Origin of the sequence: Thaumasiovibrio subtropicus (genome assembly GCF_019703835.1) — a bacterium.
GTDB lineage: Bacteria > Pseudomonadota > Gammaproteobacteria > Enterobacterales > Vibrionaceae > Thaumasiovibrio > Thaumasiovibrio subtropicus.
Genome location: NZ_AP023055.1, coordinates 603,047 through 625,855 on the forward strand (window position 1 = coordinate 603,047; position 22,809 = coordinate 625,855).

Annotated in this window: 23 protein-coding genes and 1 riboswitch; of the genes, 19 read left to right on the plus strand and 4 right to left on the minus strand. The window is 46.2% G+C overall.

All coding sequences use genetic code 11. The features are described from left to right. Positions 1–150: 150 nt before the first annotated feature. The 10 genes from TSUB_RS19020 (at position 151) to TSUB_RS19065 (ending at position 6,042) form a co-directional block, all read left to right on the plus strand. Positions 151–645 (plus strand): DUF7832 domain-containing protein, encoded by a 495-nt coding sequence (locus tag TSUB_RS19020; protein ID WP_192867886.1) that lies wholly within the window; start codon positions 151–153, stop codon positions 643–645. 106 nt (positions 646–751) lie between these two features. After that, positions 752–1,105, plus strand: coding sequence for a hypothetical protein (locus tag TSUB_RS19025; RefSeq protein ID WP_159065058.1), 354 nt, complete (start codon positions 752–754; stop codon positions 1,103–1,105). Positions 1,106–1,315: 210 nt separating this feature from the next. Beyond that, positions 1,316–2,146, plus strand: a complete 831-nt coding sequence (locus TSUB_RS19030) for a DUF2262 domain-containing protein (protein WP_087026554.1) — start codon at positions 1,316–1,318, stop codon at positions 2,144–2,146. Between the two features lie 72 nt (positions 2,147–2,218). Further along, the gene (locus TSUB_RS19035; protein ID WP_087026551.1) at positions 2,219–2,725 is read left to right on the plus strand and encodes a hypothetical protein; all 507 of its coding nucleotides are present in this window, start codon (positions 2,219–2,221) and stop codon (positions 2,723–2,725) included. Between the two features lie 301 nt (positions 2,726–3,026). After that, positions 3,027–3,458 (plus strand): NUDIX hydrolase, encoded by a 432-nt coding sequence (locus TSUB_RS19040; protein WP_087026548.1) that lies wholly within the window; start codon positions 3,027–3,029, stop codon positions 3,456–3,458. 233 nt (positions 3,459–3,691) lie between these two features. Beyond that, a complete protein-coding gene (locus TSUB_RS19045) occupies positions 3,692–4,228 on the plus strand; it encodes an RNA 2'-phosphotransferase (protein ID WP_087026590.1) in 537 nt (178 codons plus the stop codon). Between the two features lie 57 nt (positions 4,229–4,285). Then, positions 4,286–4,636 carry a hypothetical protein gene (locus tag TSUB_RS19050; RefSeq protein ID WP_087026545.1) on the plus strand — a complete coding sequence of 117 codons (351 nt, stop codon included), beginning with the start codon at positions 4,286–4,288 and terminating at the stop codon, positions 4,634–4,636. A 215-nt stretch (positions 4,637–4,851) separates the two neighbouring features. Further along, complete coding sequence (locus tag TSUB_RS19055; RefSeq protein ID WP_087026542.1) at positions 4,852–5,370, plus strand: GNAT family N-acetyltransferase; 519 nt, start codon at positions 4,852–4,854, stop codon at positions 5,368–5,370. A gap of 74 nt (positions 5,371–5,444) precedes the next feature. Beyond that, positions 5,445–5,792, plus strand: a complete 348-nt coding sequence (locus TSUB_RS19060) for a hypothetical protein (RefSeq protein WP_087026539.1) — start codon at positions 5,445–5,447, stop codon at positions 5,790–5,792. Between the two features lie 19 nt (positions 5,793–5,811). Continuing rightward, positions 5,812–6,042, plus strand: coding sequence for an Imm32 family immunity protein (locus TSUB_RS19065; RefSeq protein WP_087026537.1), 231 nt, complete (start codon positions 5,812–5,814; stop codon positions 6,040–6,042). Between the two features lie 192 nt (positions 6,043–6,234). Here TSUB_RS19065 and TSUB_RS19070 read toward each other — a convergent pair whose 3' ends face one another. Next, positions 6,235–6,714, minus strand: coding sequence for a YehS family protein (locus tag TSUB_RS19070; protein ID WP_087026533.1), 480 nt, complete (start codon positions 6,712–6,714; stop codon positions 6,235–6,237). Between the two features lie 337 nt (positions 6,715–7,051). On the opposite strand from TSUB_RS19070, the gene TSUB_RS19075 reads away from it, so the two are divergent. Beyond that, positions 7,052–8,311 (plus strand): DEAD/DEAH box helicase, encoded by a 1,260-nt coding sequence (locus TSUB_RS19075; RefSeq protein WP_087026530.1) that lies wholly within the window; start codon positions 7,052–7,054, stop codon positions 8,309–8,311. A gap of 99 nt (positions 8,312–8,410) precedes the next feature. Here the strand turns inward: TSUB_RS19075 and TSUB_RS19080 are convergent, their stop codons facing one another. Beyond that, complete coding sequence (locus TSUB_RS19080; RefSeq protein WP_192867885.1) at positions 8,411–8,824, minus strand: VF530 family protein; 414 nt, start codon at positions 8,822–8,824, stop codon at positions 8,411–8,413. Positions 8,825–9,048: 224 nt separating this feature from the next. Between TSUB_RS19080 and cyaB the strand changes: the two genes are divergently transcribed. Further along, complete coding sequence (gene cyaB, locus TSUB_RS19085) at positions 9,049–9,609, plus strand: class IV adenylate cyclase (RefSeq protein ID WP_087026584.1); 561 nt, start codon at positions 9,049–9,051, stop codon at positions 9,607–9,609. Beyond that, positions 9,605–10,069, plus strand: coding sequence for a GNAT family N-acetyltransferase (locus tag TSUB_RS19090; RefSeq protein ID WP_087026581.1), 465 nt, complete (start codon positions 9,605–9,607; stop codon positions 10,067–10,069). Before cyaB ends, TSUB_RS19090 begins: the two co-directional genes overlap by 5 nt. A gap of 108 nt (positions 10,070–10,177) precedes the next feature. Here the strand turns inward: TSUB_RS19090 and TSUB_RS19095 are convergent, their stop codons facing one another. Further along, a complete protein-coding gene (locus tag TSUB_RS19095; RefSeq protein ID WP_087026527.1) occupies positions 10,178–12,034 on the minus strand; it encodes a 5'-nucleotidase C-terminal domain-containing protein in 1,857 nt (618 codons plus the stop codon). 350 nt (positions 12,035–12,384) lie between these two features. Between TSUB_RS19095 and TSUB_RS19100 the strand changes: the two genes are divergently transcribed. Further along, complete coding sequence (locus tag TSUB_RS19100; protein ID WP_087026524.1) at positions 12,385–13,557, plus strand: hypothetical protein; 1,173 nt, start codon at positions 12,385–12,387, stop codon at positions 13,555–13,557. 47 nt (positions 13,558–13,604) lie between these two features. Here TSUB_RS19100 and TSUB_RS19105 read toward each other — a convergent pair whose 3' ends face one another. Next, positions 13,605–13,865 (minus strand): hypothetical protein, encoded by a 261-nt coding sequence (locus tag TSUB_RS19105; RefSeq protein WP_087026521.1) that lies wholly within the window; start codon positions 13,863–13,865, stop codon positions 13,605–13,607. A gap of 247 nt (positions 13,866–14,112) precedes the next feature. On the opposite strand from TSUB_RS19105, the gene TSUB_RS19110 reads away from it, so the two are divergent. From TSUB_RS19110 to TSUB_RS19130, 5 genes are all read left to right on the plus strand, one after another. Next, a complete protein-coding gene (locus TSUB_RS19110; RefSeq protein WP_087026519.1) occupies positions 14,113–14,598 on the plus strand; it encodes a GNAT family N-acetyltransferase in 486 nt (161 codons plus the stop codon). A 173-nt stretch (positions 14,599–14,771) separates the two neighbouring features. Then, positions 14,772–16,403: a methyl-accepting chemotaxis protein gene (locus TSUB_RS19115; protein WP_087026516.1), complete on the plus strand. Its 1,632-nt coding sequence runs from the start codon at positions 14,772–14,774 to the stop codon at positions 16,401–16,403. Between the two features lie 463 nt (positions 16,404–16,866). Next, positions 16,867–18,579: a type I secretion system permease/ATPase gene (locus TSUB_RS19120; RefSeq protein WP_087026513.1), complete on the plus strand. Its 1,713-nt coding sequence runs from the start codon at positions 16,867–16,869 to the stop codon at positions 18,577–18,579. Between the two features lies 1 nt (position 18,580). Further along, complete coding sequence (locus TSUB_RS19125) at positions 18,581–19,927, plus strand: HlyD family type I secretion periplasmic adaptor subunit (RefSeq protein WP_159065057.1); 1,347 nt, start codon at positions 18,581–18,583, stop codon at positions 19,925–19,927. Between the two features lies 1 nt (position 19,928). Beyond that, a riboswitch (cyclic di-GMP riboswitch) is annotated at positions 19,929–20,007 on the plus strand. Positions 20,008–20,035: 28 nt separating this feature from the next. Continuing rightward, positions 20,036–22,807: a calcium-binding protein gene (locus TSUB_RS19130; protein WP_087026507.1), complete on the plus strand. Its 2,772-nt coding sequence runs from the start codon at positions 20,036–20,038 to the stop codon at positions 22,805–22,807. The last annotated feature ends 2 nt before the right edge of the window (positions 22,808–22,809 follow it).

Sequence of the window (22,809 nt, forward strand, 5' to 3'; positions counted from 1 at the left end):
GAAGTGGCATTTGGCAAGGCTAACATTATAATAACAAACGGAATGTGGCAGGGTTACCTTGAGCATTTACTCTCAATGATCACTTGAGTGTGGTTGATTTTTATGAGAGAGAATCCATGTCATTCGTTAGGTTAATTTGGGAGTGTAGTTGTGACATACGATAGAACTGATTGGCATTCAGGAGGTGATTACCCTAAAGATTTACCTCCTGAAAATGGTGGTACACATATCGGAATGTTTATGGCTTGGATAATAAAGTCAGGGCTAGAAGGTGAGTTTCATTTTGATAATACTGAAGAACTAGAGAAAGTCAAAAATGAAGAAATGACTGGTAGGGAATACTTTTCATTATATTGCGATGAAAAGTTAGTGGAGGATGATTTAGGTGAAGACGCAAATAGTTTTGCAAATTCCTACTACCAAGGTGGCGCATATTTCAATGATTATGAGACAGTCCTATCAAAAAACCTTCCAACACTTTATCATGTGCAAGATACATGGGAGAACTACCATAAATTAGCACCTAAATTAACTGAGCAGTTTAAATCTTGGCAGCAAATGAAATCTAAAGGTGGAGTTCCTTTGAATCAGGGAAAAGCCGATGGAAATAATTCTCCTAAAAAGCCTTGGTGGAAATTTTGGTGAGCCTAGCAAGGCCGTTGCTTGCATAAAAAAATGTTGGCGTTATAAGGCTTGAAGGAGTATGGAAATAAATCTTCCGTGTCATTCGTTAGGCAATAAGGGGGTCATAATGAGTTCATTGTACAAGTTTGCTTGCTTTGATTGCTTCGTGTCGTTTAATCGCCCAGCCTTCAAAAAGGGAAATAATTACACTGCTTGGTTAGCCGAGAGTGAGCTGGAGTATGTCTGCCCAAATTGTGGAAAAACACTCGCCTTTATGGGGCGAAACTTTCGCAGCCCCAAAAGGACAGCGGAGAGTAAATGGCTAGCTAGCAAGTTACTTTGGGAAGCAGGCTTTAGGTATGTAGGAAGCGGTGGCCATGAATCAGAAACACTGCCAGAAACACCAGCGTCCGCAAGAGCGTTTATAAAGTTCACGAAGCATCACGCACAGAAAGTGGGTGCGGTGAAAAACTGGCGTTAATTGCTTAACATGTCATTTGAACAGGTACAAAAATAATACAAATGGCTACGACGGTAGGATTTTCAAGACACACTGGGCTGCATGTAGTAGTGCCTAACAAGTGTATCAAGATCAAACGGTTAATATTGGCTATTGTTCGTTCCTCGCTAGGTTTAGCCAACGGTTTCCCGCTGTTTATGTGCGATGAAGTCTAAATTGGAAACGAAGTAGATGAAAGATATATTCAAAGAAGCTGCGATTAAAAATGACAAGCTGGAGAAGGAGTTTGCGAGCTTGCCAGAAACAATTGTATCTGGTGTTGTTGGTGCTAGTGGCCCCGGTGCAAGCAAGGTTTCTTCCGAGCAATATTGGTCCTTAAACCTTTCTCTAATTGCTTGGAAGGAGCGTGGGGGACAAGTTAATGATTCAAAGCTTATCCTTTCGAAGAATCTTGCTGATGGTGAGCTAGAAGCCATTCAGGCCACCATCAAGAGAGAATCCTTAGTCCAGTTGCAAGTAAAGCTGTCAAAAGTGAGCCCGTTCGGTGATGCGAGAGCCCAAGTTGTCTCAGTTTTGGATGCGCCAGATGATGCTGAGCTAAGAGCGGTTCTCAGAAAATTTAAGGAGCCAGTCGAAATCACTCATCCTGAGTTTGGTATATTAGTGCTCAATCGAACGGTAGATTGGTTTGAAGGTACGGTAAATTGGATTGACGAGCCGATTAGTGTATCGGTTTCGTTGGATGAAGAAAACGGCTCATCAGACGCCAGTATGAAAACCCTAGAGGCACTGTATAGCGGCGCTAGTGATTGGTCTAAGAGAATAACAAACTATGCTGTTTCAGAACTTCTTGAGTTGAAAAATGACAACTGGCTAATGGATGGCCAAGAAGCACTCACAGCTGCAGATTTTATTAGTGCCATGAAGCTTGATTCAATTACTGTTTATCCCGATGGAGAGTTTGAATTCTGGCACAATGATGGTGATTTATTCTGGGGGCATTCAATCCTTGTTTCAGGCTCACTCGCTGAAGGCCCCAATGATGCAGATATACCAGGCTAATATGTTCGATCGGTTTTGCATTGCGCTCCATAACCACCGCAGATGTGGGCATTAAAACCTAGCGAGGTCAGAATGAAAAAAATAGGCAGGGATGTACTAGGTTGGGATGGGAGGTCAGCAGAAGATATTGAGCAAGTGTACATTGAGCACCATACTAAAGCCGACTTTAGGTCGGACGTAATCGATCTTTGTCTCGAAGAGCGCTCAAGTATAGGTGGAACATGGTTGCTAAAGCGTTATCTTGAGTGCGATGGGAAATTATCCAATGACGAACAGCAGGTAATTCTGGCCAGAATACCTAGTTACCAACATTCGGAAGCAATATTACATATATTGCAAGTGTTGGCACATTTTAGTATTGCGCAACAAACTCGAAGAGTGCTTGAGCCATTTTTGAGGCATGGACTGTCAAATGCAAATAAGTTCATTAAAGCATGGAGTTTTAACGGATTGTATGAGCTTGCCGTTCAGTACCCAGAGCTACAAAATGAAGTTAGTGAGATACTTAATTTGGCACTAGTTCAAGAACCGGCATCGGTCAGAGCAAGGGTTCGTCGACTCATCAAAAAAGGATTCTAATAAATGACTATCGTTGTGAGTGGCTTAGTGCGTGATACAGACTTATGAAGAAGCGTTGTTTCTTGTTCATCGATGGCGTGCAAACCAAATAGTTATCTAGCAAGGGCAACGTCATTATAACAGTCCGAATGTGATTGGATTACCTCCAGCGTTTGCTCACAGCGATCACTCAAGTGTGGATTATTGTCATTAAGAGAAGTCTCTTCCGGGCACTTTGATTTTAGCCCGAGGGCGATTCTAGGCCTAAAAACACTCTGGTTGATTGAGGTTAATGGCAGTGCCATAGATAAGGGAGAGTTGAGTGGAAGATAGAATCCGAAAGAGGGAAGTTAAAGTTTGCCCTGTCGTGCTTAGAAAAACAGGCAATAATCTTGAGTTACTGCTGTTTGAACACCCATTGGCTGATGTTCAGTTGGTTAAAGGCACATTAGAGCAGTCAGATATTTCTATTGAAAGTGCTGCCTTGAGGGAATTGGAAGAAGAATCAGGACTATCTAGTGTTGCGAGAACTCATTATCTTGGTTGTTGGGAAAGTGGTTTTCAAAATCAATTGTGGCACTTTGTGCTTTGCGAAATAGAGCAAGAGTTATCGAGCAAATGGCGCTTTTTCACTCAAGATGATGGGGGGCATGAGTTCAATTTCTTCTGGTATAAAATTGGAAGTAAGCCTGACTTTCAATGCCATAAAGTATTCTTTGACGCCATCAAGCAAGTCGAAATACTGTGCGCATAGCAAACGACCATAGAGTGAATTCGGAGTATTCAGTAACGCACTATCGCTATGTTTTAAATTATTTTTTATCCAGTGTGCGACGCATGCGGGTATAGGTCGTTGGTTGTCAGACGCTAGGTTGTTACACAGTATAACGTTGGTAAGGCGTCCTAGTTTGTGGGGCAATCTTTGATAACCGCAGGAGGCAAACAGATACACAGGGAACCCGTATTTCTATGTTCTATGAGGATGGTATGGAGAAGGACTTAGTAAAAATATCTAAATATCTTAGCTACGTTTTAAGGCATAAACCGGATTCGATTGGTTTGAAATTAGATGAACAAGGTTGGGCTTTAATTGATGAACTGATTGAAAAAACTGTCGACGTTGCTTTAACTCGGGATCTAGTCGATTTGGTCGTTGAAACTAGCGATAAACGTCGTTTTGCTATAGGCGGCAATGGTAATCATATTCGTGCAAATCAAGGACACTCGATTGAGGTAGACTTACAATTGAGTGTGGTAATTCCTCCTGATTATCTTTTACACGGAACCGCTGAGCGAAACGTTAAATCCATTGGTGAGTCTGGTTTAACGAAGGGAAGCCGGCATCATGTACACCTAACAGAATCTTTGGCAGTAGCGAAAGCTGTCGGAAGCAGGTATGGAAAGCCAGTAATTTTTACAGTCGACGCTAGACGGATGCATTTGGATGGTTACTCTTTCTATAAAACAGTGAATAATGTTTGGCTTACTGAATCTGTTCCGAGTCAGTATTTAAAGCGAACTTAACTAGCGGCTTCCTTTTTGATTGGTGTTTGCGTCGGCGTTATGATTAAGGTGAGTTAAATGAGTCGTCCTGTGTACATTTACGTTGATGTTGATGAAACATTCGTTAGAAACTATGGTTCTAAACGCATTCCAGTCCCTGGTGTGATTCGTCATATTAAGGACCTCTTTGAGCAGGGAGCCTTGATGTATTGCTGGAGCTCTGGAGGGGCAGAGTATGCTCAGTCTAGTGCTCGAGAGTTTGATATTGAAGATTGCTTTGTCGGCTTTTTACCAAAACCTGTCATTGTCATTGATGATATGCAGTTCTCAAGTTGGCGCAATTTATTGGAAGTGCACCCAAATGAATGTTCGGGTGAAAGTATTGAATCATACAGAGAAAAAATCATCGAAAATCAGACTAAAACATAATAATCCTTGGGAGAATCTCCTAACCCTCGACGTGAGGAGCGCAAGGAAAAATGTCGAATAGCTGAAATGGTTTGGACTGAACCGGGGTTATCGATCTTATGGATATCGATGAGTACATCGCAGTAGAAATAGCCTAGCGGCAAAGCAGTTAGCACAAACAATTATATAAGGGTGTTTGTTAGAAATCGGCCTTATGCTGAAGGAGAAAGTTAAAAATGAAACTAGTTTCCCCATCATTAGAATTTGAGCCCGAGTTTCTGGCATTTTACGAAGATTTCTACAAAAACGACGTTGATAATGCGGAATTCTATAGCGACGGAGCTTCGGATTTTGCTCGGTATGTTCAGCAGCTTCAAGATGAAGCTCAGGGAATAAACTTACCTGATGGCTACGTGCCCTGTAACCATTATTGGCTTGTTGATGATGATAAAAATGTTTTAGGCGCGATTCGTATACGTCATAACATCAGAAATGAGTTCCTTGCTCTAGAGGCGGGCCACATTGGCTATGATGTCGCCCCGTCGCATCGCGGATTAGGGTATGGTAAATCGATGTTAAAATTAGCATTACCTAAAGCCAAACTGTTGGGTATTGCCGAAGCGCTGATTACTGCCGATGAAGACAATATCGCTTCTCGTAAGGTAATAGAATCGAATGGCGGAAGGTTTGAGAAAGTGGTTATGGGGAAAGTTTTTCCAGAGCCGGTGGCTAGATATTGGATAGTCTGTAAATAGCGGAAAATGAATAGGGAGAGTTACCATACTGTCCCCCTTTTTCAACCCGTTAGGCACGTGTTAGGTGTTACGCATTGAGTCAATTTGAAGAATTCATTAAGCGATTAGATCATGCAGACGATGATTATTGGGCTGATGTTTTGAGTGATGAAGCGCGAAAAATAATCGACAGCGCTCCAGAGGTATTATTAAGCGCAGTTCTGGAACACTATCAGGCGTGGCCTGAAAATCGGTTAGAGCACTTAGCGTACCTGTTGGGTGAAGGTGTCTCTGAGCTAGAGGAGCAACTTATTCTCCTTTTACAACAGTCAAAATATGAAAGCGTGGTGTCCAGAGCCAAAGAAGCTGCCATTGAGCTAGAAACAACAAGGAAGGGATGTCGGGCAAATAAACACGCCGCTGTTCTGGACAAAAGTAGATGATTAAAACAAGGAGAGCATTGTGTTGCTATATGGATATTCTGAAGGCATACAGGCCGACTCACCGTTAAGCCTATCCGAAGTGACGATATCGACAAATGCAAATGAACTGCGCGAAATGGCAAAGTTTCTAAATCAAGTTGCGAACAAAATCGAAGAGTTTGGTCGTGATTTTGAGCATGAACACTTATCTGACTACAGAGAGACTTATACAGGTGCGGATCTCATCGTGTTTAACGAAGATGCTTTATAAAGCGTCTTGTTGTCATTGAAAGGGCTATCATGTGGTTGTGAATGCGGCCTTACTATTTGAAGCCTGTGGCGAAAAAATTCACTCATCGGTAACCAAGTTTGTTGGTTGATGAGTGCTTTTTCGAGAATAGGGGGAGGCAAACATGAGGTAGCGAAAGCCGTGTGTCGCTTTCGCTTTGCGTTAACAAGTAAGCTAGTCAGTGAATGCTTCTGAGTCAGGTCGGTGTGAAAACTGTACGCCATCTAAAAAGTGACACAGTAACTGATCTTCGCATGGCTTGTAGTTTTTGTTGCTTGGTTTGCGAAAGTATGCCCCTATTTCGTATTTACTTAAACTAACGCCAACGACTTCCAATACATCCAGTACATCTTCCGCTTTCATGTTAAGCGCAATGCGTAACTTCATGAAAATCATGTTGTTTGTGAGTGTTTTTTCTGGCTGCGGTTGTTCGCCTTCCTTTTTACCACGCTTTAAGTTGATATACCCGTTGAGGAAAGTTGCGAGTTCCTTATCTTTTATCTTCACGCATGATTTGTCATTATCGCTTTTTAACCAGTTCAATACCTTATCGTGAGCGATATTGAGACCTGCTTGTTCAAAGGCTTTGATTATTTGGGCATTTTTGAGGTTTAAGGCGTGTTGAATACGACGCAGTATTTCGTTGTTAGTCACTAGCGTGTCCTACAAAAGGTATCGGAGTATTGAGGAAGGCGACTCTAACAGAGAATAATGAGTTTCGATAGAAGTAATGCACCACACGTTCGTATCTTTGCCTTGAACTATGCTCGCGAGACCAATTTTGAATCCCGTATCTTGAGGCGATTTGAGTATAGTGTGCTGAGCTAAAATGGGTAATCAATGACAGGCCGCATTCGTCAGGAAATCATGAGTGATGTACGCGGGCGGTCAATGGATGGGGCTAGTTCAATTAGCCTTTTTATCGCTAACATCCTGGCGCGGAATAGCATAAGATACGCGGCCTTTACTTAAGTACCGAGCCATTCTCCTAATGACAGATAACACACAGCAAGCGACATTTGCCAATCTGGGATTGATTCCAACACTCGTCGAGCGATTAGTCGAGTTAGAATACCACCAACCAACGCCGATTCAACTTCAAGCGATTCCTCATATCCTTGCAGGGAAGGATATGGTGGGTGGCGCGAATACGGGCTCTGGTAAAACGGCGGCGTTTGCATTGCCAATTCTGCAACAGATTCTTCAGCAAGACACCCCTCGTCGTCGTGGCAATTTTGTCTCTCATCTCATTTTAGTACCCACACGGGAGCTAGCCGCACAAGTCGCTTCTAACGTTAAGTCTTACTCTTATCATCTTCGAGAGCAGATTAAAACGGTCGCGGTATTTGGTGGTGTGTCAGTGAACCCACAAATGCAGTTACTGCGTGGTGGATGTGACATCATTGTGGCGACACCGGGTCGGTTGCTTGATCTGGTCTCCAGTAATGCGATTAAGTTAGACCGTGTCAAAACACTGGTTCTTGATGAAGCTGATCGCATGTTGAGTCTAGGCTTCACGGAAGAGCTCAATAACATCCTCGCGTTACTGCCAGAGCAGAAACAGACGTTGCTATTTTCAGCGACGTTCCCAGATAAAGTCACGACGTTGGCTAAGCACCTGCTCAGCGATCCTGTTGATGTTCAGCTGCAGAGTGCTGAAGAGAGTACGTTGGTGCAACGCGTGTTCAGTGTTAACAAAGGTGAGAAGACGGCAGTGCTGGCTCATCTTATCAAGCAGCATCAGTGGCGTCAGACCTTGATATTCGTGAATGCGAAGAACGCCTGTAATCATCTCGCTCAGAAACTCTCAAAACGCGGCATCACCGCGGAAGTCTTTCATGGTGACAAAGGGCAGGGCGCTCGTACTCGTGTGCTTGACGGGTTCAAGTCTGGAGAGATTCAAGTGCTGATTGCTACTGATATCGCCGCACGTGGCCTTGATATAGAGAAGCTCCCTGTCGTTATCAATTTTGACCTTCCCCGTAGTCCTGCTGACTATATGCATCGTATTGGACGAAGTGGTCGCGCAGGGGAAGTCGGTTTAGGGTTATCTTTGATTGATTACGATGATTACCATCATTTCAAGGTGATCGAAAAGAAAAATAAGTTCCGATTGGAGCGTGAGCAGGTGGCAGGTTTTGAAGTGGACGATGATCAAAGCGAAGCCTACTTCTTGCCTATGAGACCACAGCCAGCGCCTGCTGGAACGGGAAAAAAGAAGAAGAAAAAACGCAATCAGTTAGAAATGTAGCTCGCTAACATTTCTCGCTCAGAATAGGGCTAGTCAGAAAACGAATAGGGCCTCGTTTGAGTCATCAAGCGGGGCCCTTTTGTCAGTGGAAGGGAGCAATTATCGACGTGGCGAACGTCCGCGAGAAGACCGCTGTTTAAAGGCAGACGCTGCTTTCGCTTGTGATTTCAAAATAGAATCCACAGTGAGCGGCATCGGCTCTTTAGGCTCAAGACCGTGGCGGAAAGTGCGTGCTCTTGGCGGCAATTCGTATTCTTCTGCGCTTGCGCGCGGCATGCGTTTAAATCGGTAAAGGTAGAAGTTTTCTAACTTTTCTCTTGCCCATTCGGTTTTCTTCAAATACTTCACACTACTGGCAATGGATGGCTTGGTGTTAAAGCAGTTGAAGCGCATTGCGGCATCTAAAATGTCCCAGCCATAAAAATCCACTAACTCCTGCAACATTGTTTCTAGCTTTAACCCGTGCAGTGGGTTGTTTTGTTGCAGTTCGATTCTTTCTTCGTCAGTCATCATTTTTGCGGCCTTACTGATTAAAGGACGAAGTTTAGCAAAATATGGCGCGCAAAAGGCAATTAAACGCAAGTGAATCCTGTCGCTACCCTTGCGAACGACAGAGTCTCGCGTCGAGGTCGTTCAAGTTTAGGCGGCAGAAGATAGCAAGAAGGACTGAGATAACGATAGGTAATGGTAACGGCCAGATTATGATAAGCTCATCGTTTTTCATGTTGGGTGAATATATGTCTGATGATCATTTCTGTGGGAAATATGAGGTGGAGCTTAAATATCGTCTCGAGTCCAAAGCCCATTTCTTAGCGGCTTTAGAACAGATCCCTCATGAAGTGATGCTTGAAGATAACATTGAGTCGGATTGGTATTTTGATACGCCGGATAGCGCACTCGAAGCACAGCAAAAGAGCGTATGTATACGGACTATGTCACCGTCAGGTATCAAGCTTTGGATCGTCAAGGGGCCAGAAGCTGACCGATGTGAAGCAACTAACATCACGGATGAGCGCAGTGCGTTGAGTATGCTTAATACCATGGGTTACGAAGTTACCTTGCAAGCAACTAAAAAGAGAAGCATCTACTTCGTTGGTAAATTTCATATCACTGTTGATGTTTTAGAGGGGCTGGGTGATTTTGCAGAATTCGCCATTATGACGGATGACGAATCGAAGCTTGCGGGCTATAAAGCAGAGCTTGAAACTTTGGCAAGCCGATTTGGGTTAACAGCGACTGCGTTGCAGACAAAGTCTTATAAACAGATGCTACTGGAAGGTAAAAAGAGTGAACATTAAGGTAAGGAACGCCGTCAGGACAGATATTGTCGATCTATTGCGCTTGAACTATCAAATTGGTGTACTGCATTTTGAAAACGCCCCAGAGTCGTTCGTTGAACCTACCTCTGAAGAGAGAGCATTCTTGCTTAGCGCTTTAGATAATCCATCCCGGCTTTTTGTTGTCGCAGAAGTTGATGACGAGATTGTTGGGTTTATTACGGCAACGGTGACTCAGAACGAAGCGATACCGTTTTTAGTCAAGACGCCCATTTGCCGTATAGGCACCCTTGTTGTGGATGAGGGGATTAGAGCGACTGGGGTTGGTACACGCTTGGTGGCGCATTGTACCCAGTGGGCGGAGTCTCAAGGAGCAACCCAAATCAGGCTAGAAGTGATGGCGTTTAATAAAGCCGCACAAGCGTTCTACGCAAAGTTGGGTTTCACAGAGCAATCAAAAATGATGTGGAAAGCGGTTTGAGAACAGGGAGCGATTGCTACTCGCGTTTTTGGTAGCATCGATGACATAAGAAAATGGCCAAGGTCGCTACCTTGGCCATTTTTATAGGTTATTTACCTTAACAGGCAATTAGTTTGCCTTTGGCGTGAAGGTTTGGGTACTGCGATCTTCTGCGGCAACAGGTTCAATTTTCTGACCATTAGCGGTGAGATCACGGATGTAATCAATGAAGGTCTCAGTGTAGAGTTTTAATGTGTTCTCGTATTTTGATGGGTCAGCGGAGATTTCACCAAAGGTGAGATAACCATCTTTACCACCTGCAATATAGTCATTTGTAACCACGATTAACTCACGGTTGTCGCTGAGCGCTGACCAAGAACCATCACCTTTCGCTTTGACTTGGATGTTGTGAACACGTTGGCCAGCAGGTTTGTTGAAATCAACGTCATAACGAATACCCGCTGCATAAGGGTAGGCACCGTCAGAGCCTTCTGCACTGTTATCAACGTACTCTAGATAGGCTTTATCTACCGCTTCATTCAGAACTTTCTTAAGCTGTGCACCTGTCATTGTCAGGTTTACCATGGTGTTGCTAAATGGCAGGACTTTCGTTGCGTCGGCAGCGGTAAAGGTACCTTGCGTGATGTTGGCACGTGCACCGCCGCCATTCTGAATGGCGACGTCCGCACGTTTAGTTTGCGCTAAGAAGGCTTGCGCGACTAAATCGCCAACCTGTGAGCCGTGGGCATCGGTATGCGTGTCACAGCCATCGGCACCACTGTGTTTTTGCTGGCCAGGTACGCGTTCGTAACAAAGCAGCTCTGTTGATTGGGCAATTTCCTGACCTTTCATCACATCGAGTTTCTCAGAGAAAGCATCGAGTGTTTTTTGGGTCGCGGCATCGGCTTCAACTTGAACCAAGTTGGGCTGCGCTTTCACGTCAGCAATCACGGCTTCAAGAGCCGCGCCTGAAAGCAGTTGTTTCTTGCCGTTTTCGTCCTTGCGTTTGAACTCTTGACCAATCATCAGGTGAGGGGTACCACTACATGCTGCCACATTGCCTTTTTCGTCAAAGGAAACAGACAGTTCACCAAGGATTTGGGTGTATTGCCAAGCTTGTGCCACACAAACCATGTTGCCATCTTTATTCTTCACAATGGTTGGGTAAGGCCCATCGCTTTTTAGCCCAACGGTATCAAAATCACCTAACAAGGTATGCGAGTCACCACCAATGATGACGTCAACATCGGTTACCGCAGCAGCAAGTTGTAAGTCATTGGTGTATTGATAGTGGGTGAGAAGGACTATTTTAGAAACATCGTTGGCGACAAGCTCGTCGATGTATTTTTGTGCGGTTTCTACTTCATCCAAAAATTGTGTGGTCGTATCTGGGTTTGAAGAGTTCATGGTTTTATTGGCAATATCGATGCCGACAATACCGATTTTGTGGTCACCATACTGCTTAACCGTATAAGGTTTGAAGTAGTCGTTTGCTGATTTTTGGGCAAGAGGTGAAACACCTTGCTCTGGAATGACATTGGCGGCGAGCACATCTGGCGCACAATCGCCTGCCTTCAACCAATCTAGGAACTGAGCAAGACCCGCATCACCGTCATCAAACTCATGGTTACCGAGTGCGAAGGCATCAAAGCAAGCATGATTCATCATTGCTGCGTCGGCTTCACCTTTAAATAGTGCGTAATACAAGGTGCCAGAAATGGCATCACCTGCATGCAGTTTGAGCACGTTTTCATTTGCGGCGGCACGTTGGTTCAATGCCGTGACCAGGGCAGGGAAGCCGCCCACTTCCGCGTATGTAGATTCGCCTGCGAGTTTTAACTTTTGCGATGAAGGCTCAAGATGAGAGTGATGATCGTTGATATGCAATATCGTGAGATCAAAAGGCGATGCTTGTACGTTACTGAAAGCACAAGCTGAGGCAACCACTGCCGATAGCGTTGCGAGTTTGAATGGGCTTGTTTTCATTTTATATCCCTATGTATGTTTGTTAGACGCCAGACTCGATTTAGAGCACATAATTATAGGATTTAAATGAAATTTGGCTTCAACTTGCATTGTATTATTTGAACTTGATCAGAATGACCGACTTAATCTTGATGCATTATGAAACACGACGCTGATAATTGAGAATCAGCCCTAAACATATCTAGGCTACTAATAGAGCAGTAGGTAGCGGCTTGTATTGGGATGAAAGTCTATCAAAAGGGAATGATAACTATATTCCAATAATTCGAAATTGTCTGTAAAGCTATACTTTTATGGCTAGCTTTAACTCAGGTGCCGTAAGCATGGTGGTTTTCAAAGGAGAGACAGGGATGAGAATTTTTATCGGGTTGCTGATGGCGATATTGGTTGGATGCAACAACAGTGATTCAACTGACACAGTGTTGGATGTTGCACCTACCGCTGAAAGAAAGGTTGATTTTAATGGTAGTGATGTGGTGAGTCATTTTGAGTCGGGTCACAATGCCGCGATGTTTTCAGGGCTTTCAACGAATACCTATTTTCACCCGGCTTCTAAGTCGGCTTTGATCGTGACTTACGGTCGCTTGAATGCAGTGAATTCGATTGCTCCAGAGCCAGACATGTCAACTGTGGGTAAAGCGGTACTGGTTCTATTTGATGAGAAGACAGAGGATATTCAGATTGAGAGTTGGCTCGCGTCGGTGAACTCGGATGTTGTCGGCCCCGTGTTGGACTACCAGAGCTATGGTGTCGAGTTTGAGCAGGGTGAGGACACGTTCCAGGAATATGTGCTCGATGAAATCAACGGTAAGTTTGCGATTCATAAGGGGCGCTTTACCATCCCCAGCCAGCGCTTACTGGACGGGAGCGTGGAAGTCACCGCTTTTTCTGATGAAACCGATATCCACATAGAAACAGGGCCTGACTACGAGATTCAGGCGCTTTCTGCGCAGCGAGCGATAAATACGGCAACTGCGGATGTCATGAGCAACGCACTCATTCAGCCACCCTACTATTTCTCTAGTATGGCGTCAGATTTTTCTGCTAACGTTGGTGTGGTGCCTTATCTCTCTGGTGGCGGGTGTTTGGAAGGGTATTCGGTGCACCGGTGGGCGTTACCAAGCGCGCACGCAGCGATCTATATAAAATACAGTGATGCAACGCCTTTCACGCCGGAAGGCTGGATTTGGTTTTTTGAAGAGGATGCTTCATCACAAGCCATCGTTGAGTTTGTTGCCCAAGATGATGGAATAAATGATGATAAAAATCTCGTCCAGCCAATGGGCAAATGGGTCATAGCGAGTCAGCACATTCAACATGTCTCTGAGCAGCTTACTTCCAGCGTGTCGAAAACGAATGGTGTCGTCGCCGCTTACGAAGAGTATGAAGTAAGCTATCGAGTCGATGATATCGTCGTTCCTCAATTGATGGATGTCGTTGGATTTACTGCGACCACCACCATTCGGGTGCATGACATTGCTACGGTGGAAAATTGTGGCTCTGAGCCATCGAATGACCACTAATGTTGATGTTATCGTGCTGCTTGTCGCAGATGATGCTTTGATGTTGTTTACTTTTTAAGTGCGCCGAATAGACTGAATCGTTGACGCGCCTCTCTAATCTGAAGGTACTCCTTGAGTTCAATGCCGGCCGCGGCAAACAAGGGGGCAAGTTGTTTATAGTCTTTGCTTGTAATGATGCCGCTAGCGATGCGTTTCAGTCTATCTTCTTCTTGTTGTGTGGCTTTTTTAAAGCCGCACTCGACATGGCTAATTTCTTCATATTGGAGTTTTAGCTCGAGGTACTTTTGGGCTATTTGTTGAGGTGTCATCGTCTTTTCTCTTCGAGAATAATGTGTACGGAGGTTAGCACGCGCTTTAGTCTCGTGGCGACGGATGACAGGAGGGAATGGCAAAAGTGTCGATAAGACAAATCAAATCGTCGACTTAGAGACGACTCTCAGTTTTGGTTTAGCTACCGCTGATTTAGCCAATCCGCTTTGTAAAACTGTGTGGACCTTAGCTATGCTAACGGTGCTATAGACTGAGTGTATCATTGATTGCGTTCGAGATATTTTCATGGTTCTATCACTTCGAAAAGCATTAGCTTCCGATATTGATTTCTTGCAGCAATTGCGTGATGCCAGTATGCGCAAGTACCTGATTGATGCAGGTATGCCTACGTCTCGGGAAGCATACTTACAGCGCGTTCAGTACCAATTTGAACATGCGAAGGTTGTTGAGGTGAATGGTGAATCTGCGGGTTTGTTTAAAAGCTTGTTTGAGCCTAAGCAGCATCGTTGGTATCTCGTGCAGATTCAGATAATGCCGATTTATCAACGGGCAGGGATCGGGCGACAGCTGATTCAACAATTAATTGAACAAAGCCACCAGCAAAACTTTGATGTCGGGTTGAGTGTCATTAAAAGCAATCCGGCTAAGCGGTTGTATGAGCGTTTAGGTTTTGTGGTGGTAGATGAAAGCGACTGCGAGTTCGAGATGGTGAATTTTGCTGTCACTAAGTCAACACCGGTAAGCAACCTGAGTGAAAACAAGCGGTTCTAGGTCTATTCTCCTACTGTTACCTTTCTCAAATGTCGATATAGCTCGCAGTAATGCGCATTTCATCAATATTCTCTGTGGTTATTCATTGAAATTTCATCTTAGCCGCCGATAAGGAGGAACAGCAGCGCGAACTGAAGTGGTTAGCTGCGACAGTACTGAGAGAAAGGAAGTCTATGATGAAGAATTTGAGCATACGCATTAAGTACGCTTTGCCCACCGCAATACTAACACTCGCCCTTTTAGCCGTCGTGATTGCAGACAATATGCGCTTTAGTACCTTAGAGCAAAATATGAATCGCTATACGGAAGTCTATTTACCAGCGGTTTCTGCGGTATTGAATGGAGACAGAGATCTTTATCAAGTACGGGTCGCATTAGTGAAATATGTGAGCCATGACGCCAAGCATCGGCCACAATTGAAAGAGACGATTGCTGACAATGCCCAGCAAGCGAGTGATCGATTCATTTCATTTCGGCAGCTAATGCGTGACTACCCGGACATTCAACAATCAGCACAGGGCTTTGAGCAGGCGTTTTCGCGTTGGAATAATTCCGTAGATCAAGTGCTAACCTTGAGCAATGATGGCGATAAAGAGGGCGCGCTTGCCATTCTGGATGGGGAAGGGCTAGCGGCTTTTAGTGCGTTGCGTGATGTGTTTGACGTGTCGGGTGAGTTGGCAATGGGTAAAGCGACATTGTTGAAAGAGCAAGCCGCAGCGACGAATCAACAGCAAAAGACCATCGGCTGGGTTGTGTTGGTGTCGACATTGGCGATCTCGTTAATCGTGGCTTTTGTGAGTCAACGTATTTTGGTGACAAGGATTACTGAAGTAACAGAGCGGATAGAGGAGATCAGCTCGGATGAAGGCGATCTTACTGCGCAGATAAAGGTGTCAGAAAATGACGAAATTGGTGATCTAGCCAAAGCATTCAATCATTTTGTACAAGGGTTGGGTGAGGTTGTGCATCGCATCGATGCAGATGTCGATGCTTTACAGCGTAAAAGCGAAGTACTGGATGAGTCTGCGTTGAAGACGTCTCAAGTTGCCGTTTCACAGAGTACCTCTTCAGATACGATTTTGAGTGCTGTCCATCAAATGAGTTTGGCAACGAAAGAGATGGCCGATAATGCCAGCGAAGGCGCAGCATTGACGACAGAAGCTATCGCCCATGCGAATGAAGGCATCGGCTCATTGACTCAAGCGGTAGCGCGGATTGAAGAGCTTTATCAAACCATTGAGACGACATCTTCCGATGCGCGTCATCTCGCGGAAGAATCGACAAACATTGCCAGTGTGCTAGAGGTAATTCGTGGTATCGCGGAGCAAACTAACTTGCTTGCCCTTAATGCTGCGATTGAAGCAGCGCGCGCGGGTGAAAAAGGACGTGGTTTTGCGGTTGTCGCTGATGAAGTGCGTAATCTTGCGCAAAAGACGCAAGATTCGACGGATTCAATTGAAACCATGATCGCGACGATTCAGCAGTCGGTAACCAATGTGGTGAGTAAGATAGATGATGGCTTTGACAAGGTGTCTACCTCGGTCGAGTTGTCGAAGCAGACCGAAACGACCTTGATTGAAACCAGCGAGCTGCTAACAAAGGTCAATGATATGTCTATTCAAGCTGCTTCGGCGACGGAGCAACAGACCGCGGCCGCTGCCGATATTAAGGAGAACCTAGTGCAGTTGAACTCGCAGGTTCAGACCAATCGCAGCGTGGCTGAACATACCCATTTAACCGCGGAAGAGGTGCGTCAATTGGCGGCGAATATTGCGGGAGGCATCAGCCGTTTTAGTGCCGCTTAGCCGTTGTTTAACAGTGAGGTTCATCACAAGGCCGTTGTGATGAACCTCACAGGCGCGAACATTCGCGAAAATGGGCGTTTTTTCGCTGAGCAAGTCATCAAGAGGCTGCTGAGCATCATTTCTTTTCTTGTCTAAGTCGTTTAACGTGTCGCCTTGTTTTACTGGCATTGCTTCCTTGTCCAATTTCTTACTTTTCTGACGCCTTTTCTGAGTTGTTCAATGTGTTTAATCGCGTCCATTGGAAATAAGTCGCTGAAAAATGGCCGGGATGGTTTTGAATCCTGTTTCATTAAAGCTGGGCATCGCATTGTCGAGTCTTTTTACTCTTGCAACTGAGACAGTGTTGCACCCTTTTGTCCTTGATATCTCACGGTTAAGAAGCCACTTTTTTCGCATCTTGAAGAATGAAACACCCTGCTAAGTTGATGTTGGCTGACGCAATTAAGCAGTAAAGGGCGCTGTAATGAGTTCACATTGGGATCATCTATCTCCGTTTCATCTTCGATTTCTATTTCCATTCATCATTGTCACTATTTTGATCAATGCCTTGATGCTTGTGGTGCCAGTTTTCAGCCTTCAAGTCTTTGACCGTGTGTTGTCGAGTGAAAGTGTCGCCACCCTAAAAGCTTTGCTAGTGATTACACTCTTTCTTCTTTTAATCCAGGGGGTGTTAAGCGCGCTGCGCGACCATCTCGCGCAACGCAATGCACTGCGGTTTGAGGTCAATATGAGTGATGCGCTTTACCGAGAGATGCTAGGAACAGAAAAGCATAAGCGCGGGTTGTTGAATGACTTACATGAAACGCGATCAGTCTTAATGTCATCGGCATTTATTAGCGCGTTCGACCTACCGTTTGCCCCCGTGTTTTTAGTGATATTGCAGCTTCTCCACCCGGTATTAGGCGCCATCGGCTTGGTATCTGTGGTTGTCATTCTGGTTATGACTTTGCTTACCGCTTGGCTGCAGCGTGATCACCACCTCGCATTGCAGCTAAGCCAAGGTGAAGTGCGTCAATATCAAGAGGAGATGTTGGCACAAAGTGATAACGTCCGCGTGCAAGGCATGCGTGATGCAGTATTGGCAACGTGGCTAAGCAAATCGCAAATGACACTTTGGTATCTCGCGGCGTTATCTGCCAGTCACGCTAACATGCAAGCGTTTAATCGCGGGTTACGGATGGTAATGCAGGTCGTTGTGATGGCGGCAGGTGCACTATTGGTTATTCAAGGAGAGCTGGGCGCCGGCGGTATGATTGCGGCCTCTATCCTACTTGGGCGATTGTTACAGCCTTTTGAGCAACTCATTTCGGGGTATCGGAGTTTGCGGACAGGCTATAAGGCCTATTGTCGCGTCAAGGTTGGGTTTTTTACGCAATCCTCAGAAGCGGACAAGGTGATGATGCCCGATCCACAAGGGCAGTTAGTGTTAAATAAGGTGACTTGGCTGTGTGAGAAGAGCCAGCGCACCTTATTAAGCAATATTCAGTTTCGCTTAGAGGCGAGTCACTGTTTAGGTTTAGTTGGGCCCTCAGGTGCAGGGAAATCTTCGTTATGTGATTTAATTGCGGGTGTCACCCGAGCAACGCGAGGGGAAGTTCGTCTCGATGGCGGGCAAATTGAAAACTGGCCGGAGTCGCAGCGCACAACCGTCGTCGGCTATCTACCGCAACACATACAGTTTATTGCCGCTTCTATCGCTGACAATATTAGCCACCTTTCTCGAGGGAAAGGGGAGGATGTTCAGTTGATAGAGGCCGCTCAACGGGCTGGTGCGCATGAACTGATTTGTCAGTTGCCGCAGGGTTATGACACGGTGATTGGCGAAGGGGGGTATCCGTTATCCGGTGGACAAAGGCAGAAGATTGCACTGGCGCGCGCGATTTATTTTAAGCCTCGCTTGCTGATTTTAGATGAGCCTGATGCTTACCTTGACACAGACGGTGAAGCCCAGTTAGTGCAGCTTCTTTCTTGGTGTAAACAGCAAGGAATGACAGTTATCGTTGTGACGCACAAGTCAGCATTGTTGCGTCTTGCAGATTGGGCCATTTTGTTACAGCAAGGCCAAATTGCAAAAGCGGGCACAGTACAACATGTTTGTGGTCGCTTACAACCGCAAAGAGGCGGGTCTGTCAATTCGTCTAAGTCCTCTCAGCCTTCGCAAAACCAAGGAGCATGAGATGCTGCGTTTACTTACCTCACAGCTCTCGGCCGAGCAACGCGAATTAGGTGATGGGCGAGTGCTAATGTTGGGCCTAGGCCGATTGCAGGCGTCGTTATTGCTTTTTGTCTTATTACTTTTGATAGGCCTATTGGGGTGGGCAAACCTTGCAGTGATCGAAGCTGCGGCTGTTGCAAGGGGGAAAGTGACGGTTGAAAGCCGCCCTAAAACCATTCAGCACTTAGAAGGCGGGATTGTTCGCCAAATTTGGATTAATGATGGCCAGTATGTCGAAGCCGGGGATCGGCTTATCTCCTTAGAATCGGCTGCGGCTCGCTCTCAGTTGAATCGGATGGTGGCACGATGGCAAAGCCATCTCGCCAGAGCCAATCGTTTACAGGCTGAGTTGGCAGGAGCAGAAACCATTCTGTTTTCTGATGCGTTATTAAAGCAGCAAGCGGATGCGCGTGTTGCGGTACTCATGCAAACCCAGCAACAACTTATGATGCAACGAATGGCGCTGTTTAAAGGTGAGCGGGCCTTACTTGATCAAGAGGCCAGCAATCACCTCAGCCGTCAAAAGGCATTGCACAGCAAACTCGCTGCTGATCAAAAAAGTCTTCACTACTTGCAGCAGCAAATCGCGATGCATCTTACGTTACTGGCACAAGGTAGTACGTCGAAGTCACGTCTGCTTGATTTAAAGCGAGAAGCAGCGCGCTTAGCCTCGGTAATCGCAGAGACAAACACTGACATTGTCACCGCAGAGGGCGACTTGGCAGAAACCAAACTCCATCTCGCCAATATTCACCATGATCAAACGCAACGTATCGCAGAAGAAATGCAGCAGGTTGAAGCGGCGCTCTACGAATTGGAAGAGACGATGTTAGAGGCGGAAGACCGATTGAGCCGTATCGATATCGTTGCGCCGCAATCTGGCCGAGTTGCAGACCTTAAGGTGTTATCGTCTGGCGAAGTGATCGCGCCGGGGCAGCCCTTGTTACAGATTGTGCCACAGCAAGAAGCGTTTATCGTTGAAGCCTTTGCTTCCCCGCAAGATATTGATGTGATTCAACAAGGGATGAAAACGCGTGTCCGATTAACCGCATTAGATCAACGCACTGCCCTCCCCATTAACGGCGAAGTGATCCATGTCGCCGCCAACCAGACCGAACAAGATAACGAGCAAGCGGGCTATCTCATTAAGGTACGGCTTTTTAAGGAAGAGATTGATACAGAGGTTCATCGTGCTTTGTATCAAGGTATGCCAGCTGAAGTCATGGTGCTACTGGGTAATCGTACCCCAATGGACTACTTGCTCGACCCTCTCTATGTCACCGCTTACAAAGCGATGCGAGAGCACTAGGAAGAGTGAAGGCCAAACCCATCGCGAGGTGGGGACGGAAAACCACGGGTCTCAACGGGTGAGACAGCCGGGCTATCTCTTGTGACCATGAAAACTGAGGAAATACACATGGCTGCAGAAGACATCAAAGGCACAAACCAAGACGATCAACTGACTGGTACAAGTCAGGGCGAGTTTATTCACGGCTATGACGGTGACGACATCATCAATGCTGGTGGTGGAAATGATGAGATTCACGGCGGGAAAGGCGATGACGATATTCGTGCCGGGCGTGGCGACGACTTTATTGCGACTGGAAGAGGTTCTGATGAAGTGCGTGGTGGTGCTGGTAATGACATTATCGAGGCTTGGAATCACACGTTGGACGCGGGTGATGAGCCGGGCGAGTTTGATAATAGTTTAGGCATCGCGAAACAAAAAGATATTGAAGCGTTAGGCGGCATGTCGTGCATTGATGACGCGATTGCCGGGGGACGTGGTAGTGACTACATCGAAGGTGGTGCAGGCAACGATATCATATACGGTGGGGGCGGCCCTCAAACACTTGGCGAAAACTTATTCGTTAACGGTGATTTTGAAAACCGTGCAGCAACGGGGACAGTGTTTAACCCACATGGTCATCGATGGGCGACATATGATGAAATCGAAGGTTGGGCCGCGACTGACTTTGACGCCAGTACCGATGATGGGCTCATTGAACTGCAATATACCCGCGTTGGCGGCGCGCCAACGACGGGCGCGAATGCCGAACCGAGCAACACGGTACTGGAGTTAGATGCTCACCGCGACCCCGGCTCTGAAGGGGTTTCAAATGCGTCCGTAGGTCAAGCGATTACGGTCGAGAGTACCGGAAAGTACCGCTTTGAGTTTGACTATGCCGGGCGTAATCGAGGTAATCAAGAGAATGCTTCAGAAACCAGCGAGTTTTCGGTGATTGTGGATGGTGAAGTGATCATGACGTTCAATCCCGAAAACCAATGGTCGCACTTTGAAATCGATTTACAACTTGATGCAGGGACACATGAGATTGTTTTTCAAGCCGGAGGCGTTGAGGATACCTACGGTGCGCTGATTGATAACGTCAGCCTAAGAGAAGTCAAAAAGGACGATATTTTAATTGGCGACAATGGCCCGGATTCGGATCTCGCCCACAGTGCAGGTAACGATTTGATGCGCGGCGGTGATGGTGACGACGTGATGATTGGTGACCATTTTGACGCTTACAGTTACAACGAAAACAGGGGTGAGTTTGAGCTTGATTTTGCAAATGGGCAAGCGGCGGTGATGCCTGCTCAGAATACGGCGGGCAGTTTGCCAGTCTCGGTTACTACGGGTGAGCATAGTATGGGCGCACAGGTTGCCATTTCTCGACCCTATGACGGAGCGAGCGGTGACACAGAAATTGGGACGTGGACGGCATACCGTGATGGCGTCAAAGTCGCTGAAGGGACGTTTACCGCCGAGGATCTCGCGACAGGGATACAGCCGAGGGTCTCGCCCATCCTCGATGTCTTGGGCATGTTTGAGATTGGTCCGGAGCAAACGGGTTGGAAGGCCTTTGATGAATTGATCTTTGAACCCGCGGCAACAAATACCTTTGATGTAGTCAGTGTCGACACTATCTCATTGAGTGGAGATGGTAATGACATTATGTACGGTGGACGAGGCGATGACGTCGTGTTGGGAGGGGATAATCAACAAGCCGGTGAAATGATCCCCGAGTTTGTAGCGACTGAAGGTCAGTTTGATGTCAATGGGTTTCAAGGCCAAATGACCTTGGCCGTCAACGGGTCAGATGCATGGTATAACAATAGTTTAGGCTATTATCTGCTCGATGAAGAAGGCCAAGTCATGGAAGCAAACGTCGTGTGGAGTAATGTGAAAACCGCCACGGATGCGTTGACGTTAGATTTTGATTGTCATGACGTCGATCAGGTCGGGTTGTTTATTGTACCTAATGGAGGGCGGTTAGGTGTCGGAGAGGGAGCTGTGACGCTGGATGCCGAAACGGGATCATTGAGTTCGAATGGACAGACATTTACGGCGTTGCTCTCAGAGCCGAGCCATGTTCAGAATGTGGTTAATGGCAACCAAATCGTCCTGAATTGGAATGACAATACCAGTGGGGACCCGTTCCCGAATGACTACGACTTCAATGACGTGCAAACAACAGTGACCTTTGATTCCGTGTCTACACCCCAAGAAACGCTTTATGGTCGAAAAGGGGATGATTGGTTAGATGGTGGTGCCGGTGATGATTTGGTTGTGGGCAATCGCGGTGACGATACCCTGATTGGTGGCACGGGTAATGACACGTTAAAAGGCGGGTTAGGAAACGATTTGTTGGTTGGTGGAAACGGTATCGACCGGGTCTATGGTGCGAAAGGCAATGATACGTTAGTTATTTCTGGTGATGATGCCACTACGGACATCTTACACGGTGGGAAAGGTTTTGACGCCTTGGTGAGTGCTGAGTTTGCTTCAGGGCTGGAAGCGGAGGGGTTAAACGTTGATATGACAGCCAGCAATATCCATCGGATTGAAGCGGTTGTCGGTTCCGCGGCCAGTGATGATAGTGTCACGCTGAGTCTCGATAAAATAGCCAAGCAGTCTGATGATGTTTTTGGCTTGAACGCCACAGATAATGGGACGTTTTTTGTCATTGGTGTTGAAGAGGTCAATCTAGACCTTGCTGGTTGGTGTGCGCATGGTGAAAATGCGTTACAAGCGAATAGCTTAGATGACGCGCTATTGGCGCAGTTAGGCATTGATAGCGGTGATACCCTTTATGAATATACCTTTACTGATGCAATGTCAGGTGAAACAGTCTTGATCTATAGCGATGAGACGGGGTTGTTTGATTCTGGCTCTCCAATGTAAAA

Coding starts and splice junctions, on each gene's coding strand:
- TSUB_RS19120 (WP_087026513.1), top strand. CDS start 16,867: ATGAGTTCACATTGGGATCATCTATCTCCGTTTCATCTTCGATTTCTA.
- TSUB_RS19115 (WP_087026516.1), top strand. CDS start 14,772: ATGATGAAGAATTTGAGCATACGCATTAAGTACGCTTTGCCCACCGCA.
- TSUB_RS19045 (WP_087026590.1), top strand. CDS start 3,692: ATGGAGAAGGACTTAGTAAAAATATCTAAATATCTTAGCTACGTTTTA.
- TSUB_RS19100 (WP_087026524.1), top strand. CDS start 12,385: ATGAGAATTTTTATCGGGTTGCTGATGGCGATATTGGTTGGATGCAAC.
- TSUB_RS19030 (WP_087026554.1), top strand. CDS start 1,316: ATGAAAGATATATTCAAAGAAGCTGCGATTAAAAATGACAAGCTGGAG.
- TSUB_RS19110 (WP_087026519.1), top strand. CDS start 14,113: ATGGTTCTATCACTTCGAAAAGCATTAGCTTCCGATATTGATTTCTTG.
- TSUB_RS19025 (WP_159065058.1), top strand. CDS start 752: ATGAGTTCATTGTACAAGTTTGCTTGCTTTGATTGCTTCGTGTCGTTT.
- TSUB_RS19095 (WP_087026527.1), bottom strand. CDS start 12,034: ATGAAAACAAGCCCATTCAAACTCGCAACGCTATCGGCAGTGGTTGCC.
- TSUB_RS19055 (WP_087026542.1), top strand. CDS start 4,852: ATGAAACTAGTTTCCCCATCATTAGAATTTGAGCCCGAGTTTCTGGCA.
- TSUB_RS19075 (WP_087026530.1), top strand. CDS start 7,052: ATGACAGATAACACACAGCAAGCGACATTTGCCAATCTGGGATTGATT.
- cyaB (WP_087026584.1), top strand. CDS start 9,049: ATGTCTGATGATCATTTCTGTGGGAAATATGAGGTGGAGCTTAAATAT.
- TSUB_RS19050 (WP_087026545.1), top strand. CDS start 4,286: ATGAGTCGTCCTGTGTACATTTACGTTGATGTTGATGAAACATTCGTT.
- TSUB_RS19035 (WP_087026551.1), top strand. CDS start 2,219: ATGAAAAAAATAGGCAGGGATGTACTAGGTTGGGATGGGAGGTCAGCA.
- TSUB_RS19130 (WP_087026507.1), top strand. CDS start 20,036: ATGGCTGCAGAAGACATCAAAGGCACAAACCAAGACGATCAACTGACT.
- TSUB_RS19125 (WP_159065057.1), top strand. CDS start 18,581: ATGCTGCGTTTACTTACCTCACAGCTCTCGGCCGAGCAACGCGAATTA.
- TSUB_RS19105 (WP_087026521.1), bottom strand. CDS start 13,865: ATGACACCTCAACAAATAGCCCAAAAGTACCTCGAGCTAAAACTCCAA.
- TSUB_RS19080 (WP_192867885.1), bottom strand. CDS start 8,824: ATGATGACTGACGAAGAAAGAATCGAACTGCAACAAAACAACCCACTG.